At 51.4% G+C, this 15,982-nt stretch carries 19 protein-coding genes and 1 pseudogene; 12 read left to right on the top strand and 8 right to left on the bottom strand.

The genetic code is table 11. The features are described 5' to 3' along the window. Window positions 1-10: 10 nt before the first annotated feature. Genes phnC through AC8GE9_RS02750 form a run of 5 tightly spaced genes read left to right on the top strand, consistent with a single transcriptional unit; the run spans window position 11 to window position 4,159 of the window. Window positions 11-832 (top strand): phosphonate ABC transporter ATP-binding protein, encoded by an 822-nt coding sequence (phnC, locus tag AC8GE9_RS02730; protein WP_506675573.1) that lies wholly within the window; start codon window positions 11-13, stop codon window positions 830-832. A gap of 43 nt (window positions 833-875) precedes the next feature. Next, window positions 876-1,778 carry a phosphonate ABC transporter substrate-binding protein gene (gene phnD / locus AC8GE9_RS02735; RefSeq protein ID WP_506675574.1) on the top strand — a complete coding sequence of 301 codons (903 nt, stop codon included), beginning with the start codon at window positions 876-878 and terminating at the stop codon, window positions 1,776-1,778. Window positions 1,779-1,784: 6 nt separating this feature from the next. Further along, window positions 1,785-2,645: a phosphonate ABC transporter, permease protein PhnE gene (phnE, locus tag AC8GE9_RS02740; protein WP_506675575.1), complete on the top strand. Its 861-nt coding sequence runs from the start codon at window positions 1,785-1,787 to the stop codon at window positions 2,643-2,645. Then, window positions 2,645-3,520, top strand: a complete 876-nt coding sequence (gene phnE / locus AC8GE9_RS02745) for a phosphonate ABC transporter, permease protein PhnE (RefSeq protein ID WP_506675576.1) — start codon at window positions 2,645-2,647, stop codon at window positions 3,518-3,520. The genes phnE (AC8GE9_RS02740) and phnE (AC8GE9_RS02745) overlap by 1 nt, the downstream gene beginning before the upstream one ends. Before the next feature lie 21 nt (window positions 3,521-3,541). Next, complete coding sequence (locus tag AC8GE9_RS02750; protein ID WP_506675577.1) at window positions 3,542-4,159, top strand: HD domain-containing protein; 618 nt, start codon at window positions 3,542-3,544, stop codon at window positions 4,157-4,159. A 16-nt stretch (window positions 4,160-4,175) separates the two neighbouring features. On the opposite strand, the gene AC8GE9_RS02755 is transcribed toward AC8GE9_RS02750, so the two are convergent. Further along, a complete protein-coding gene (locus AC8GE9_RS02755; RefSeq protein ID WP_506675578.1) occupies window positions 4,176-5,075 on the bottom strand; it encodes an alpha/beta fold hydrolase in 900 nt (299 codons plus the stop codon). Between the two features lie 189 nt (window positions 5,076-5,264). Here AC8GE9_RS02755 and AC8GE9_RS02760 point away from each other — a divergent pair, with 189 nt between their 5' ends. Next, entirely contained in the window at window positions 5,265-5,618 is a 354-nt protein-coding gene (locus AC8GE9_RS02760) for a helix-turn-helix domain-containing protein (RefSeq protein ID WP_506675579.1), read from the top strand. 308 nt (window positions 5,619-5,926) lie between these two features. Here AC8GE9_RS02760 and AC8GE9_RS02765 read toward each other — a convergent pair whose 3' ends face one another. Genes AC8GE9_RS02765 through AC8GE9_RS02775 form a run of 3 tightly spaced genes read right to left on the bottom strand, consistent with a single transcriptional unit; the run spans window position 5,927 to window position 7,318 of the window. Continuing rightward, on the bottom strand, window positions 5,927-6,721 hold the full coding sequence (locus tag AC8GE9_RS02765) for a hypothetical protein (protein ID WP_506675580.1): 795 nt from the start codon (window positions 6,719-6,721) through the stop codon (window positions 5,927-5,929). 13 nt (window positions 6,722-6,734) lie between these two features. Further along, a complete protein-coding gene (gene mazF, locus AC8GE9_RS02770; protein ID WP_506675581.1) occupies window positions 6,735-7,076 on the bottom strand; it encodes an endoribonuclease MazF in 342 nt (113 codons plus the stop codon). Further along, complete coding sequence (locus AC8GE9_RS02775) at window positions 7,076-7,318, bottom strand: AbrB/MazE/SpoVT family DNA-binding domain-containing protein (protein WP_506675582.1); 243 nt, start codon at window positions 7,316-7,318, stop codon at window positions 7,076-7,078. The genes mazF and AC8GE9_RS02775 overlap by 1 nt, the downstream gene beginning before the upstream one ends. Window positions 7,319-7,511: 193 nt before the next feature. Here AC8GE9_RS02775 and AC8GE9_RS02780 point away from each other — a divergent pair, with 193 nt between their 5' ends. Continuing rightward, window positions 7,512-7,802 (top strand): nucleotidyltransferase family protein, encoded by a 291-nt coding sequence (locus tag AC8GE9_RS02780; RefSeq protein ID WP_506675583.1) that lies wholly within the window; start codon window positions 7,512-7,514, stop codon window positions 7,800-7,802. Between the two features lie 25 nt (window positions 7,803-7,827). Here AC8GE9_RS02780 and AC8GE9_RS02785 read toward each other — a convergent pair whose 3' ends face one another. Continuing rightward, complete coding sequence (locus tag AC8GE9_RS02785; RefSeq protein ID WP_506675584.1) at window positions 7,828-9,489, bottom strand: nuclease-related domain-containing DEAD/DEAH box helicase; 1,662 nt, start codon at window positions 9,487-9,489, stop codon at window positions 7,828-7,830. A 70-nt stretch (window positions 9,490-9,559) separates the two neighbouring features. Between AC8GE9_RS02785 and AC8GE9_RS02790 the strand changes: the two are divergent. From AC8GE9_RS02790 to AC8GE9_RS02805, 4 genes and pseudogenes are all read left to right on the top strand, one after another. Beyond that, a pseudogene (locus AC8GE9_RS02790) lies at window positions 9,560-9,691 on the top strand (XRE family transcriptional regulator); the annotation flags it as partial. Next, window positions 9,664-9,792 carry a TA system antitoxin ParD family protein gene (locus AC8GE9_RS02795; RefSeq protein WP_506675585.1) on the top strand — a complete coding sequence of 43 codons (129 nt, stop codon included), beginning with the start codon at window positions 9,664-9,666 and terminating at the stop codon, window positions 9,790-9,792. The pseudogene AC8GE9_RS02790 and the gene AC8GE9_RS02795, both read left to right, overlap by 28 nt. Beyond that, window positions 9,792-10,100, top strand: a complete 309-nt coding sequence (locus AC8GE9_RS02800) for a nucleotidyltransferase domain-containing protein (RefSeq protein ID WP_506675586.1) — start codon at window positions 9,792-9,794, stop codon at window positions 10,098-10,100. Before AC8GE9_RS02795 ends, AC8GE9_RS02800 begins: the two co-directional genes overlap by 1 nt. Next, complete coding sequence (locus AC8GE9_RS02805; protein ID WP_506675587.1) at window positions 10,097-10,300, top strand: hypothetical protein; 204 nt, start codon at window positions 10,097-10,099, stop codon at window positions 10,298-10,300. The genes AC8GE9_RS02800 and AC8GE9_RS02805 overlap by 4 nt, the downstream gene beginning before the upstream one ends. A gap of 188 nt (window positions 10,301-10,488) precedes the next feature. Here the strand turns inward: AC8GE9_RS02805 and AC8GE9_RS02810 are convergent, their stop codons facing one another. Both AC8GE9_RS02810 and AC8GE9_RS02815 read right to left on the bottom strand, forming a co-directional pair. Continuing rightward, window positions 10,489-11,499 carry an isopenicillin N synthase family dioxygenase gene (locus tag AC8GE9_RS02810; protein WP_506675588.1) on the bottom strand — a complete coding sequence of 337 codons (1,011 nt, stop codon included), beginning with the start codon at window positions 11,497-11,499 and terminating at the stop codon, window positions 10,489-10,491. Between the two features lie 38 nt (window positions 11,500-11,537). Next, window positions 11,538-12,518, bottom strand: a complete 981-nt coding sequence (locus AC8GE9_RS02815; RefSeq protein WP_506675589.1) for a Bug family tripartite tricarboxylate transporter substrate binding protein — start codon at window positions 12,516-12,518, stop codon at window positions 11,538-11,540. A gap of 315 nt (window positions 12,519-12,833) precedes the next feature. Here AC8GE9_RS02815 and AC8GE9_RS02820 point away from each other — a divergent pair, with 315 nt between their 5' ends. Continuing rightward, complete coding sequence (locus tag AC8GE9_RS02820; protein WP_506675590.1) at window positions 12,834-13,910, top strand: alpha/beta fold hydrolase; 1,077 nt, start codon at window positions 12,834-12,836, stop codon at window positions 13,908-13,910. A gap of 75 nt (window positions 13,911-13,985) precedes the next feature. Here the strand turns inward: AC8GE9_RS02820 and AC8GE9_RS02825 are convergent, their stop codons facing one another. Next, window positions 13,986-15,938, bottom strand: a complete 1,953-nt coding sequence (locus AC8GE9_RS02825) for an alpha/beta hydrolase domain-containing protein (RefSeq protein ID WP_506675591.1) — start codon at window positions 15,936-15,938, stop codon at window positions 13,986-13,988. Between the last annotated feature and the right edge of the window lie 44 nt (window positions 15,939-15,982).

Raw genomic sequence — 15,982 nt, forward strand, 5'->3', positions numbered from 1 at the left:
ATTTAAAAAAATGAAGACTTTATCTATTCGCAATTTGACCAAACAGTTTGGTCCTCACACAGCCGTTGACTCAGTATCACTAGAGGTCAACTCTGGCAGCTTCGTCAGTGTGATCGGTCGCTCAGGTGCTGGTAAATCGACCTTGCTGCGAATGATCAATCGTCTGAATGAGCCCACCCAAGGCGCGATTGAGTATGACGGTGTCGTGGTCACCGACCTCAAGGGTGTGGCGTTAAATGAGTGGCGCCGTAACTGCGCCATGGTGTTTCAACAGTTCAACTTAGTGGGTCGCCTGGATGTCTTGACCAACGTGCTCATGGGACGTTTGACCACGGTCCCTACTTGGCGTGCACTCTTCACACTTTGGAGTGATGCAGACAAGCTAGATGCCTTGGAAACCTTGGACCGCTTTGGCATGGCTGACTTTGCGGCGCAGCGCTGTGACCAACTGTCTGGTGGCCAGCAACAACGCGTCGCGCTTTGTCGTGCGCTGGTTCAGAGACCCCAAATTATTTTGGCCGACGAGCCCATTGCCTCGCTTGACCCCAAAAATACCCTGATGGTGATGGATGCTTTAAAGCGCATCAACGAAGAGTTGGGTATTACGGTGATTTGTAATCTGCACGATCTCGATATCGCACGAGACTATTGCGATCGCTTGGTTGGCATGTCTGATGGGCGCGTGGTTTTTGATGACGTGCCAGAGCAGTTTACCGAGACCTTGGTGCATGACCTGTATGGCATCGAAGCCAACGATACAACGCAATACGTTTCACCTGTGTTGAGTTCCCCCAAGGTGTCTACGCTAAATCTTGAAACTAGCCTCGTTTAGTTTTACCTCAAGCCTTTTCTTCCCTGTTTCAAGAGGATTTTTTATGTTGCTCATTCGTCGTGCTCTGCTCGCTCTCGCTGCTTCAAGTCTCTTTGCCGTGTCTGCCCAAGCGCAAGACTGGAAAGCCAAATATCCAGAATTGGTGTTTGCCACGATCCCTGCTGAAAACGCAGCCCAAGTGACAGAGCGTTTTGGAGATTTTGCGGCCTATCTGTCGCGCGAAATTGGCGTTCCAGTGAAGTTGCGTGTCGTGGGTGACTATGCCGCGGTGATTGAAGGCCAGCGTGCTGGACAAATTCACATGGCCTATTATGGTCCTGCTTCGTATGCGCGTGCCCGGATGATTGGTGTAAAGATCACCCCCTTTGCCATTGAGGTCTCTAAGGGTGGCGTCAAGGGCTATCACTCCGTGTTTTATGTCAAAGCCAATTCGCCCTACCAATCACTTGCTGACCTGAAGGGTAAAAACTTGGGTCTCGTTGATCCTAACTCCACCTCGGGCAACAACGTGCCACGCTTTGTCATGAACGATATGAAGATTAGACCTGAAACGCATTTCGGCAAAGTGGTCTATACCGGCAGCCACGTCAATGCAGTGATGGCGTTGAACCAAGGCACTGTTGATGTCGCGGCAAACTGGTGGAACAACGAAAATGACTCTGAACTGCAACGCATGGTCGACAAGGGTATGGTCAAAAAAGAAGATTTCCGAATCATTTTTAAATCAGATCAAATTGTGAACAGCCCGATGACTTATTTGGACAGCCTTCCACCTGAGCTCAAAAAACTGATCGAACAAGCGTTCTTGAATGCCGCAGTAAAAGACAAAGCTGCGTTTGACAAGTTATCTGATGGCAAGATGGAACCGTTTCAACCTGTGACACATGAGGCCTATTTGCCCGTTGTCGAATTGAACAAGTTCGTTGATAGCTTGCGTAGAAAATAATCTTCGATGCTTGATTCCCGTCCCCGATTATTGGAGACCGCCTATGCCCAGGCGGTGGCGCTTAAACGCCGCCAGCTTTGGCTAGGCCTTTTAATATTGGCTGTATTGGTCGTCTTCTCGGCCAATATTGCTGAGATATCTTTATCTAAGTTTTATCAGCACATTGGCGGCTTTTTTAGTTACTTTGACAGAATCGCGCACCTCGAAGATGGTCGCCCTGTCATTGCAGATCCCGCGGAGTGGTTTTGGGGTTGGAAAAAGTGGTTAGCCCTGATGGGCGAGACGCTGTTAATGGCGTATGTGGGTACCTTACTCGGCGCCATTGCAGCGTTTGTCTTGTGTTTCTTGGCCAGTCAAAACCTGACGCAGAGTAAGGGCGTGGTTTTTTTGACTCGCCGTTTGCTTGAGTTTTCAAGAACAGTGCCTGAGTTAGTGTTCGCACTGATTTTCGTTGTGGCCTTTAGCCTCGGTCCTTTGCCCGGCATCTTGGCACTCGCTATCCATACCGCCGGTGCCTTAGGCAAACTCTTTGCCGAAGTCGTTGAAAATATCGACATGAAGCCAGTAGAGGGTGTGGTCGCAGCAGGTGGCAACTGGTTTCACAAAATTCGTTTTGCAGTGTTGCCGCAAGTCGCTTCAAACTTTGCCAGCTATGCGTTGTTGCGCTTTGAAATCAATGTCAGAGGTGCCTCTGTACTGGGCTTTGTGGGCGCGGGCGGTATTGGGCAAACCTTGCTCGAAGTCATCAGAAAGTTTTATTACGCAGACATCAGTGCCTTGTTGGTATTGATCATTGCAACGGTCATGATTATTGATGCCGTGACGGAGCGTATACGCCACAAACTCATCGGCATGGACGCCAGATAATGAGTCAAGTGACGACACCTCAAGCGGATACACCCCAAGCAAGTGCGCGTGACCAATTGCGTCAACGCTATGCCAGCCATTTCAAACCGTTCTACCAAGACAATTGGACCGCCATTTTTATCGGCCTGGTCGCCTTGGCTGTCTTTGCACTGGGTATTTACAAGTTAGACATGACCTTTGCCCGCATCTGGGGCGGATTGGGTGAGTTGGGTAAGATGGTCGTGCTCATGTTGCCGCCTAATCCAGAGACTTGGGCCCTCACCAAAGTGTATCTGTATGCCATGCTGGAAACCCTGGCCATCGCCTTGCTGGGTACCCTATTGGCTGCTGTGGTCGCCTTTCCGCTTGGTTTTCTGGCGGCCCGAAACACCACCATCAACAGGTTGGTGCAGTTTATGGCGAGGCGTAGTTTTGATACGCTGCGCGGCATCGATATTTTGATTTGGGCCTTGATCTGGATCAATGTGGTCGGCTTAGGTCCTTTTGCAGGTGTGCTGGCTTTATTTATGGCAGATCTGGGTATTTTCGGTAAAGTATTTTCTGAGGCCATTGAGGCAGCAGACAATAAACCCGTCGAAGGCGTCCTCTCCACCGGTGGCTCCAAAGTGGCCTCCGTGCGCTTTGGTATTTTGCCTCAGTTGTTGCCCGTGTTGTTGAGCCAAGTCCTCTATGCCTTTGAGTCCAATACGCGCAGCGCTTCTATTATTGGTATTGTGGGGGCGGGCGGTATCGGTTTGATCTTGTCCGAACAAATTCGTACGATGGAATTTCAACAAATGTCTTTTGTCATTTTGTTGATCTTGGTCACGGTCGCAATCATTGATTTCGTGTGTTCGAAACTGCGCTACGCTATTATTGGCGCACGTGCTCGATAGTCATTCTTAGGATCTTTCAACATGTCCTTGTCTATTCCGGAAATTGTCCAACTGTTGAACAGCCGCGCCACCACATGGTACGGTCAAGAGTCCGTCAGTCAGCTTGAGCATGCGCTGCAGTGTGCAGACCTAGCAGAAAAAGCTGACGAGACCCCAGAGACCGTGGTTGCGGCCTTGCTGCATGATCTCGGCCATATGCTGAGTCCACATCGTCTTAGTGAGGTGCCTGCTCAAGCGCTGTCTTCGGATGCGCTGTCCAAGGATGAGGTGCTTGCTGACGCGCTTCACACTGACACACGGCCCACCAAGGACGATCTGCATCAATTTGTAGCCTTGCCTTTTTTGAGAAGTCTATTTCCAGACGCCGTGTTAGAGCCCATCAAACTGCACGTTGATGCAAAGCGCTATTTGTGTGCGGTCGATGCAGGCTATTGGGCCGACCTATCGCCGGCCTCCAAGCACAGCCTTGAGTTACAAGGCGGTACTTTTGATGAAAAGCAAGTAAAAGCTTTTGAAGCCTTACCCTATTACGCCGAGGCCGTGCGCCTCAGACGCTATGACGACTTGGCCAAGGTGCCCGGTCACAATACACCTGACCTGGCACATTTTGAAAAAAAGATGTTGCAGGTGAGTGTGTGAATTGTGGTTTTGTAAACTACGACTTCCCGTCAGCAGAAGCAAAAAATTTACTAAGCTCCTGATACGTTTCCTCGGGTGCCTGCTCGGTCGGATAGTGGCCGCAGGGTAATTCAGCCATTCGAACAATATTTGCGCAATATTTTGGCCATTCCACGCGTGGATCATGGTGGTGGGCCGTGTGACTTTTTGCGCCCCAAAGAATGAGGGCAGGGGACTGCACCTTTCGCCCTGACTCAAGGTCAGCGGTATCCATGGGTAGATCGATCTTAAAAGCCGCCCGATAGTCTTCACAGACCGCATGAATATTCTCTGGCGTACAGACTCGGATGTATTCAAGTATTTCAGTTTCGGTAAAGCCACCCTTTCCCGGGCCTTGCTTCATGAGCTTGTCGCGGATATAAAACTCTTCATTTCCTTTCAACAACTGTTCAGGAAATCCTTTACGTTGTGCCATGAACCACCAGTGATACAGATCCATTGCCATTTGCGCTTGAATATCTTTAAACACACAGTGTGTGGGCAAAATATCTAAAAAAGCGACGCGTGAAACATTTTCAGGATGATCCATCGCCAGTCGAAACGCCGTGCGCGCGCCACGATCATGGCCCGCCAAAGCAAATTTCTCAAACCCTAGTTGCTGCATGACTTCAACTTGATCTTGCGCCATCCGTCTAAAGGAATAATTGCTGTGATCAGGAAGCCCTTCGGGTTTATCGCTATCCCCATACCCACGCAGATCAGTTGTCACCACTGTGAACTGTTCAGCTAATCTTGGCGCGATACGTTCCCAACTGAGCTGAGTCAGAGGATTGCCGTGTAACAACAACAACGGCGGACCCGAGCCGCGCTTACGCCCCACAATGCTTACGCCCGGATCAGAGGTCGGTAAAACAAAAGATTCAATTACAGAAGACATATTGGTCTCAAAAATTATGGATGTATCTGACAATAATAGCGCTCTAAGGATCGAGCCTCATGGTGACGTCTTTATTTGACTTTTATACCATTTCATATAGATTGACGAACCACGCAACGCCGAGAGAGGGCATGACATTATCCATGCCAAGCGGAAAATTGCTGAAGCATATGTAAAGGAGTTGCGGAAATGAAAACTAAACTTGTTAGCGGCGTTGAAGTGCATCATAGTTCTGGCAATGTATTTGCTGATCTTGGCTTGGCTGATGCTGAAAAACTCAAGATTAAATCTGGCTTGGTGATCGAAATCATAAAGGCCATGAAAAGTCTTAACCTGACACAACAAGAGGCTTCCAAATGGATGGGCATTAGCCAGCCGAAACTCTCTGACATCATACGTGGCGACTTCACCAATCTTTCTGAGCGCAAACTGATGGACTGTCTGACACGATTAGGCTATTTAGAGCTATTTGACGCTTGGCAAGGCGAGTCACAAACGAGGCCCTCAGATTTAAACCTTGAAACGAGACAAAGCTTTAATTGACGTATTTCATGACCCTTGACATCTTGATCGCTGATAAAGAAGCTGTCGTTTGAGAGTACGTATTTAACTGATGTGAGTAATAAAAAAATGACTACAAATATAACCAAAGTCTTGACCCATAAACAAATGGTTAACAAGATGCTCAAGAATCCAACTATGAAGGTTGAGGTAGACAAGCTAAACCGATAGGAGTTTGCTATCCTCGATGAGACTCTCGCAGCTAAAAGAGCAGCCGCCTTGTTTACCAGCAACCGCTAGCTTGGGTAGCTTGATATTAAGCTGGTAACGCTTTGTTATATACGTTATTGCTATGCATGACCCACAAAACTAAACCCAGTGAGCATGACCCAAAGCACCGCATATAAAACCGAGCACACGACTATTACCTGCCTTGCATGCTTGCCCGCAAACTTCGCCGCCAACAACCCTAACAAAGGAATGAATTGTTGTGCATGGACACCCATAAAATGCGCGGGGCGGATGTCGGCAAAAAGATGCCAGCCAAAAAACGGTAGTCCTTGACCCGGCGGGGGTTGGTTTCCACCTAATAAAAAACCGCTAATTGCTGAAAACAAAAAGGTAAAGCTCAAGCCGATTACTACACCGAGTGTGATTACGCTGTGCTCTGGTGTGCGTCGTTTCCATATCTCCCAGGCGAGCCAGGCTTGGGAGGCGACGAGTGCGAGGGCGGCGATGCCCATTAGCGCAAAAAGCGCTGCGTTCAGAGGTGTACTGGTGTTGTAGTGAGAGCCTCCACCTTGGGCAGCTTGATAGGTGATGTAGACCACCTCAAACAAAGACGTTGAAATCAGTAGGGCAGCGATCCAGCCCCAGACGCGTGTCGCTGCGACAGCAGAGCGGCTGAGCATGACGACCCACACGGACGTCCAGGCAAAAATAGCCGTGGCCGCCATGAATTTCATGGGCTTGATCCAGATCCCGACGTCTCGTATGGTCCGAGCATCATTGAGCGACATCACAAAGGTCACTGTAAAAGCCAGCAACATCAAGACGCCGTAAATCACTAGCACCAGCGAGGGCGTGCTGCGTATGCCCAAGCGTGTTGAGGGAGCGGTGAGAGGCGTTGTGCTTATTGTTGTCATCGAATACAGATATCTACTTGATCATCAATAACGCTTTAATTTTCGCTCTGACATGAAGCATGACAATTGGTGGAACGGTGGCTTTCTTTTTGGCGCGCCTGATTTTCCAGTCCAGCGACTTCACTTGATCTGAGAGCACTGCACAATCGACACCATCTATCTGAGTAACCACTTCAAAAGGATTATTTTTAATTTTGGATGTCAGTGGGCAGCAGACCATGAGACCTGTTTTGCTGTTGTAGCTTGCAGGACTGATGACTAATGCCGGTCGGTGTCCGGCTTGTTCGTGTCCAGCTTGTGGGTCAAATGCAAGCCAAACGACATCTGCTGTGTCTGGGACATAAACGCGTGGCATCAAAGCGCCTCTTTGCCAACAGGTCCACCAAAGCTGACTTCACCGTGGGTATTTTTAGCATTGATACCGTTAACAAGCGTATCTAGATCGTATTCGACCTTGTCGATCGCGGTGATGATCACTTGGCCTTTTGATACCACTAGGTCAACTCTTTCTTCGAGTTGAAGTCCAGCCTCTTTTAATACGGCGGTTGTTAGTCGAAGGGCAGGACTATTGCCCCATTTTCGAATCACTGCATCCATGCGAGTACTCCTGTGAAGTGTATACATTGTAGATACATAGGGCCGTTTTGACAAGCTACAGCTTTGGCTGTGGACACATCTGATCTTTCCTGATGAAAGTAAGGGGGGGATTCTTTAGCAAAGAGATACAACTTTTTACTTTGAGTTCTAGATATCAATTGGCTCTATTTAAAACTGCAAATACAATGTATCTATGAAACCTTCAGTTGCCTTAGCTGCTCACAGAGATGAAATTCGCGAGATCGTTTTGACGCATCACGCGAAAAACGCACGTGTATTTGGATCGGTAGCTTCAGGTACAGATACCGAAGAAAGTGACCTCGATGTGTTGATTGATCCCACCCCAGATACAACGTTGTTTGATATCGGCGCGATTCGGTATAAATTGAAACAGCTTCTAGGTGTTTCTGTTGATGTCTTAACGCCAAGAGCTTTGCCAGAAAAATTCAGGCAATCCGTGCTCGAATCTGCCTTACCTATATGAGCAAAAAATCGCTCTGCCTGCCCTCCTACAACACCCCCACCAACTCCCCAGCCGCCCGTTCCGTCAATACCACCTCCACCGCAATATGCGCCCTTGTCAGTCCCACAAACAACTTACGTTTCACGCCCTCATCGAGCTCTGCAAAATCCACCTCGGTCAATACAATCCCGGCGGCGCTTTGGCCTTTAAAGCGATAGACCGAATCTACCAGTAACTCACCTTCCGTCCAGAGCGCATCCCCGGCCTTTGAGTATTTGCCGGTGGGGCGCCTGAGCGACCAATCCCCAAGCGCAGGTGTCTGAACCAAGACCGAGTTCATCAGCCCTCGCCAGCTGACCAAGGCGATATCAGAGAGTGCGATACCCAGCGATAGCAGATGTTTCACCGCGGCTTCGGTTTGACGTCGCAGCTGCGCCTCGGTCGTGTAGGTATGAAAATTGGGCACTTCGCCCTCATAGGCCGAGCGCGCTTCGATCGGTGCATGCGAGAGCTTGAGGGCGTTGAGGACCTGGCAGACTTGGCGGGGTGTGCGGAAATTGTCCTGACAGTGGACCGTCACGACATCCGATAAATCAAACTCGTCGCGCGGGTAGAGGCGTTGGGCCGCATCCTCTAGCAAATAAATACGACCATCCTCCGAGAGTTGCGGCAACAAGCTTGCAACCCAGTCGGGTTCAAAGTCCTGCCCCTCGTCGATGATGATCAGCTGATAGCGGCCTTGCAGCTCTGGGGTCGTCTCGACCGCTTCCTTGTACTCAGCACTGAGCGTGTCGTACAAACCCTGGGCACCAAAATCCGGCTCTCCCACGTGTCGACGGTGATGATCCACACATAGTTCATGAAAACTCGCGACTTGGGCACGTGTGGGGGCGAGCTGCGTGATGTGATCAGCGAGTGCGCGGTTGTAACAAACATAGAGACTGCGTTGCGAGGCCGCAGCGGCATCTTGTAACAAACGCAAGGCCAGTTGCGTTTTACCCGAACCCGCCGTTGCTTGAATCCTCAGCACACCTGAGGGTGTATCAATGCGCGGCACCCAAGTGGCCAGACCATCGGCCAGTCGCAGCGTGGTCTGACACAGTTGCGCGCCCAAGACCCGCAGATCAGGCGTGACTTTAAACTCATTACAGAGAAACTGCCGCAGCGCAGTGAGCGAACTGGGATCAGAGGTCCCACCTACGCCTGCACCTACACCCCCACCGCTTGCCAACGCCTCCATCACGTACGAACCCAGCTGCGCAAATCCCGTTGCATCCACAATTCGCTCTGGCGGAATACCGACCACGTGCGGTCCCTCGACCCTAAAGTCCGGGAGTACCAGACAGTTGGTGACCACCGTACGCAGTCCGGCTTGTTGCAGGCGACTGACCATGGCGGCGTGCTGGACCTTGAGCTGGCGACCCACGTCCTTGCTGCCTTCTTTGTACATTTTGAACATCACGCCGTTGGTCAGCTCGACCGCACCGGACTTGATTTCCAGCAACAAAATATTGCCTGTTGGTCCCAGCACCACCAGATCGATCTCGCCATGCCGATCACGACCCTCATGCACCGTGTGCCACGGCACACTATGAAAAATCTCATACCCCTCGGAGAGTGATTGCTCAAGCACCCGCAGCACATCTAGTTCGCGTTGCAAACCCGTAACTGGTATTGAAGGTGGCAGGGAAGGGTACAGGACAGCCATAGGGAACTCCGCTTGTAACAGATCACAACATAACGTTTTTACGCGCATGATTAGGGGGTGCGGTAATGGAACAGGCCAGATGCGTGGCAACTTCACTAATCTGTCTGAGCGCAAACTGATGGACTGTCTGACACGATTAGGCTACGACATTGAAATAAAACCTCGTCCGTCCCTATGCAAATCGAATATTGGTCCCGAATAAGCAAGATTGCCGAAGAAAACCCTAGTCTGCCATTCTTCATGATCCTTGACATCTTGATCGCTGATCAAGAAGCGATCGTAGGTGAGTACGTGTTTAGCTGATGCGTCTTAGTCAAAGTCAGTTAACCAAAATTATTCAGACAACGACTGCAGTTGCTGGGCCTTTGGTGCGTGTGTCGATCTATGGCTCTAGGTTGGATGATTCACGTGTGGGCGGTGATGTGGATCTTTTAATTGAATCTAAGCCTGCCATCGGATTGTTGGCGCGCGCCAAAATAAAATGGCTCCTTGAACAGGAATTAAACTTGCCTGTCGATGTGCTTGCCGCTGATTTAGACGATACCCAAACACCGTTCGTTAATATTGCTAGGTCGAAATCTCAATGTCTCACGAAAGAAATAAAAAAATGACTACAAATAAAACCAAAATCTTGACCCATAAGCAAATGGTCAACAAGATGCTCAAGAACCCAGCTGTGAAGGCTGAGGTAGAAAAGCTAAACCGAGAGGGGTTTGCCATTCTCGATGAGATTCTTGCGGCCAGAAAAGAAGCGGGCTTGTCTCAGGCGCAAATTGCACTAGGAAAGAAAATAGAACTTCACTTAGTCTAGATTGAGACCCCCTATGCGCCCACTATCCGAGTCAAAGCTGATGGCCTATCGGTAATGCCCTAAGTGCGTATGACCCGCGCTGACGGTTGTCACCAGCTCAATGGGCTGCGGCACGATCAATCCGGCCATGAGCTTATAGCTGTCGCGCGGGGCGAGGGCCTTGATGCCTATGTCCAACGGGCTGCCTTTCAGGCTGCCGGTGTGTCGTAGTTACGGTTGCGATACCAAGTCTTGTATTCTGGATAGCTGATCGGCTCGTAACGCGACGGGTTGTCCGGGCTCTTGCAGGTCGACAGGCACTCCATGCGGAAGTCGTAGTGGCAGTCCATGAAGAACGGGATGGCATAACGCTCATGCCCCGAACGGTTCACAACGCGGTGGGGCGTGGCCATGAACCGGTTATTGGTCCAGCGCCGGAGCAGGTCGCCCCCATTCACCAGGAAGCTGCCAGGCAGTGTGGGGGCGTCCACCCACTTGCCGTTGGGCATCCGCACCGAGAGGCCCTGTACCTTATTGTCCGGCAACAGCGTCATGAAGCTGGTGTCGGTGTGAGGGGCGAGGCCGAATTCATTATCTTGGACTACTTCCTGCGAGGGGTAGTGCGACAAGCGAAGCGCATAAGTCGGCTCGCGGAAAGCTTCGTCGAAGTAGTTCGTAGGCAGATCGAGGGCGACGGCATAGAGTGGCATCAGCTTGCGGCCGAGCTGCTCCATCGTATTCACATAGGCCATCACGTCTTCGCGAAAACCGGGCAGGCCGTCTGGCCAGCGATTTAGCACACGAAAAGGCTTCTTCGCCACGACGTCCGGGTGGTCCGGTGTGAGCTGGCGATTGATGAAGAACGCCTCGTTCAGGTTGGGTTTGTTGTTGGCGTTGATGGCCGAGTGACGCACGGTTGCGCCCTGCATCGGAAGATAGCCCACGATGTTCTCGTCGATCTTCAGCCGCAGCTTCGCATCGAGCGGCTGCGCATGGAAGCGCTCGGCCGCCTGGAAGGTGTGCTCGACCAGCTTCTGCGGCACACCGTGATTGACGATGAAGTAGAAGCCGACGTTTTCCATCGCATAGCGCAGCTGTTCTGCGGTGCTCTCGAGCGAGCGGGGAGCGCCCGCCAGGTACGGCCCCAGGTCGATAACGGGGATTTCATCCTTGGCTTCGGGACGAATCGGGTTCAGGTTGGGAGCTAGGTTGTTTGTCATGGGGCAGATTCTCCTTCTGATGCGTCCGGTCGAGGGCGTCAAGTTTTGGCTGCGAGGCCAAGGCGAGTGATGGTAGCCTTCTCCTGCAGGTAGGCCTCGTGCGCGAACCGCGTGTATTGCTCCGGGTTCATGTGGATCTGCGGCTGGTCATATCGATCAAGCAGCGTCTTTACAGCCGGATCGCTCATGCCTAGGAGGAAGGCGTCGTGCAGTTTATTGACGATGGCTGGGTCCATACCCTTCGGGCCGGCGATGCCCCAGGGCGAATCGGTAAAGAAGTCGAAGCCGGACTCGCGCACGGTCGGAACATCCGGCCAACGGGTCGTGCGCTTGCTGCCATACGTCATGAGAAGGCGAGCCTTCCCCGCATCGACGTGCGGCGCCCATGTCGATGCTGAGCTGTGGGCCATCACCTGCCCCCCCAGCATGGCCTGGAGGCCGTCGGTGTCACCCTTGTAAGGGATGTGCAGCAGCTGGACGCCGGCCCGGTACGAAAACTCTTCCATGGCGAGGTGGCCGCTGATGCCGATGCCCGACGTTGCGTAGCTGAATTTGCCGGGGTTCGCTCGGGCGAATTCCACCAAGTCCTTCACTGACTTGATTGGCGAGTCGGCAGCCACGACGAGGCCGAAAACGAAACCCGCCAGCCCAATGATATAACTGAAATCCTGCAGTGGATTGAACGCGGTCTTTTGCATGTGCGGCTGGCGAAAGACAGCGACCGACATCTGCGACAGCGTGTAGCCGTCCGGCGCGGCCTTGAGCAGCTCGTTGGGGCCGAGCATGCCGCCTGCGCCCGGCTTGTTCTCGACAATGATCGAGGTGTTGAGCGTCTTCGCAGCGCTGGCGGCCAAAGCACGGATGATGACGTCTCCGCCGCTGCCAGCCGTCCAGGGATAGATGAGCTTGATGGTGCGCGAAGGAAACGCCTGCGCGGCCACGAAGGACGGCACAGTGATAGCCGCGGCGCTGGCGAGGGCACCCTGGAGCAGCTGGCGACGGTTGAGACGATAGGTCATAGCTTGCTCTCTCTAGAGGATGTGTAGTTGGCAATCTAACGCCTTTTGAGATGCCTGTCCATTGAAAAGAGCGCAGTCACCCTTAACGTTGTGTTAAGGCCCGTACGGCGCCAGATGCTTTCGCAATAGCGTGAGGTTTACGCTGGCGTGCGCCGCATCTCCCCCGGAGGGACCGGTACTTTTGGGGATTGAATGAATTTCATATCGAGAAGTGGTTCCGAGAGAGATTTATCGCATAGACTTAGTCAATAGTCTGGAGTCTGGATTACTTGCAGCAGAGCTTTAGTTCAAACCAATAGCTTGAGAGGAAACAGAATGACAATGTTCAACGCCCGTATGTTTCTCAGTTTGTTCTGTTTGTTTGCGTTTGTGCTTGGAGCCGACAAGGCAAGCGCTCAACCGTATCCAGACCAACAGCAGGGTGTATGGATCGCCAAAAATTTTCAGTTTCACACGGGCGAAGTATTTCCAGAGCTCAGGCTCGGATACACCACGCTCGGCAAGCCCACAGGGATCCCCGTGCTGGTACTGCATGGTACTGCGGGGACCGGTTCTGGCATGATCACAAATAAGAATTTTTCCGGTGAGCTGTTTGGTCCTGGGCAGCCGCTGGATGCAAACAAGTACTTCATCATTCTGCCAGATGCAATTGGAGTTGGACGATCCAGTAAACCCTCGGACGGACTACGCGCTAAATTTCCCAAGTACAACTATGACGACATGGTGACTGCGCAGTATCGGTTGGTGACTGAAGGGCTTGGTGTAAAGCATTTACGTCTGGTCATCGGTAATTCCATGGGTGGTATGCAAACGTGGCTTTGGGGCATCAAGTATCCGGACTTTATGGATACGCTGGTTCCCATGGCGGCGACACCCTCCGCCATGTCTGGTCGTAACTGGATGATGCGCCGACTCATTATCGACATGATCAGGCGTGATCCGGAATGGATGGACGGTAACTACACCACACAGCCTAAAAGTCTTCAATTTGCCTCCGTGTTTTTTAGCGTAGGCACGAGTGGAGGCGATCAGAGTTTGTACCGCTTAGCACCAACGCGCAAACAGGCGGACGAGCTACTAGATAGACGGCTGACGGCTGAATTTAAAGCTGATGCGAACGACAACCTTTATCAATGGGAATCCTCTGGCGACTTTGATCCCGCAGCTCATGTAGAAAAAATCAAGGCCCGCGTATTGGCTATTAATTCAGAGGACGATGAGCGCAACCCGCCGTCGCTAGGGTTAATGAACAAAATCCTACCTCGTATTCCAGACGCGAAGCTTTATCTCATCCCGGCGAGTCCGCAAACGTCAGGGCATGGGACTACGGGGCAGGCAAAGTGGTGGAAAGATCAGGTTGACGCGTTGCTTAAGGATGCTCCAACGAAGTAGTTAATCCTATTGCGCGAGAACTGGAGTCATGACGTTGACAACACCTTGCAAGTCAGAATATGGAGACATGTCTGGTCATTTGATTTGTGACAGGGTGTTGGCTTGCGCGCGTTCTACATTTCTTTCGGCGTCTTCCGCCAACAAAATACGTTCTTTGATATAACGCTGTGAAGTTGCTCTGACTGCATCGACGTAGGCTTGAGAAGAGCCATATCGTTCTTCAACTGAAAGCCTAGGATCATTTTTTTCCAGTCGCTCCGCCTTGGTGAGGGCAAAGGGTGATGCCGCTCCCTGCAAGGGGAAGAGATTGCCTGGTCCATAGCCTTCGGCACGCGGATTCCATCCGGTGTAGCTGGCCTTAGGGACAGCCAACGGTAAGGGTCTAATGCCAGCAACGGACATGCCATCCGAGTCTGCCAGTGGTACCAACACTTCATAACGTCCTAAAACCTTGGGCGGCAACTGACTATGGTCAGATAAATAAGCACTTGAGAATAAGGCTCCGTAGGGCAAGGTGGGCAAGTTGTGCGGCGCTGCATTGGCTGCGGGTACCAACGTGCCCTGAGAGCGCATAGGGACTCGACTCGATGGAGGCTCAGCACCAGTGGTGATCCAGTCATTCAGCGCTTGCAGCAAGGCGCGCATGGGCTGACCAGCGTGCAACGGGTTGACAGGCAGCGCCATGTTTTTTTCTTGTTTGATCACTGCACCTGGGGCTGCGAAATGGGGTGTGCCTGCAATCATGTAGGCTCGGACATTGGTGGGCAAGTCGATGTGATTACCAGAAGGGTCCGTTACCAACAGTGATGCTCTTGCACCCCACCATTCATGCTCACTGTCGGTCTGCATGACTTTGGGACAAGTTTGTGTTTGGCGGCATTTGAGGAGTAAACCATCTTGCTGGCCTGAGAAGGGGTCGGTCATGACCTCATAGGTAAAGGGAAATAAATCAATTTGCCAGCCAGAGTCTTGCGGATGTCGAGCGTTTCGACTGGGTTTACCAAATCTGTAGTTGGTGGCCATTTTGCGAGCGCCTGCTACATGGGGCATGATTCCCTCAAAGACCGTTTTCCCATTCAAGTCTTCGTTAAAGCCTAGCCATAAAAAGTCACGCAAAAATCTGCCTGATTGCGACACACCAAAACCAATGGCACGTTGCACGGTGATGGCACCGTTGAGTGCAAGAGGATTAGCAGGTGAATTATTTGTTTTTAAAAATGCACTGACATCACGTGCCATGGCAAAGCCCATGCCATGGAGCACTGGATCCTTGGCTGTATAGGTGATTTCATAAATTGCGCCGGCATCAAAACCTTTAGGCCTTGAAATTTCAATATTTTGTGGGCCAGTCACTTTGACCGTCAAGTCTGAAGGCGTTTCGCGCGTGTCTGTCCAGATAGCTCGAACAGTAGCATTGACGCTAGAGGGGTTTTCAATCAGAGCGGTGAGTTGGACCTTGATTGGATTGGTCAAATGATCAAATTGAAACTCATCGCGTACGGAGCCTTGAATGCCTACAGCCGAAGGTGCTTGCATGGTTAATGATTGTGGTCCGGATGGGATGTCACCTTGCCAGCCAATCCAGGCCATGGTGTATCCCTGTCGATGCAAGTAAGCAATGCCAGCATCTTGCGCTTTCACTGCATTATTAGCGCCAGGCTGAGGTGCGTCGTCAAACAGTTGAGGTGCTAATTTACGGCCTCTGTTGGGTATATCCACCAGTAGTGTTTTATTGCCTGCTTGCGGGTCTGTGGGTTGAAGCAAAACCACATCGGCAGATGCTTCGACTAGACCCTTCGCATTTTTAGGCGCGTCACTTAAGTCGGCGATGACTGCATTACGCTTGTCATTCGGATCGAGTGCGATCACCGCTTTTGCTTTTATAACTGTGTAGGTGCCAACATTTGGAAATACGCGTCCCTCAAAAGCAAGTGCTTTTTCTGTTATGTCGAAACGAATGACCTCTGCATTGGCAGTGAATGTGGCGGCCAACGTCGCAGCCAGTACCGTGAGAATTTTAATTTTCATTCACTTATCCTTTGAAGATTCCACGAGTATCGCAGACAGACTGA

The organism is Zwartia lucis (assembly GCF_965234455.1).
Classification (GTDB): domain Bacteria; phylum Pseudomonadota; class Gammaproteobacteria; order Burkholderiales; family Burkholderiaceae_B; genus Zwartia; species Zwartia lucis.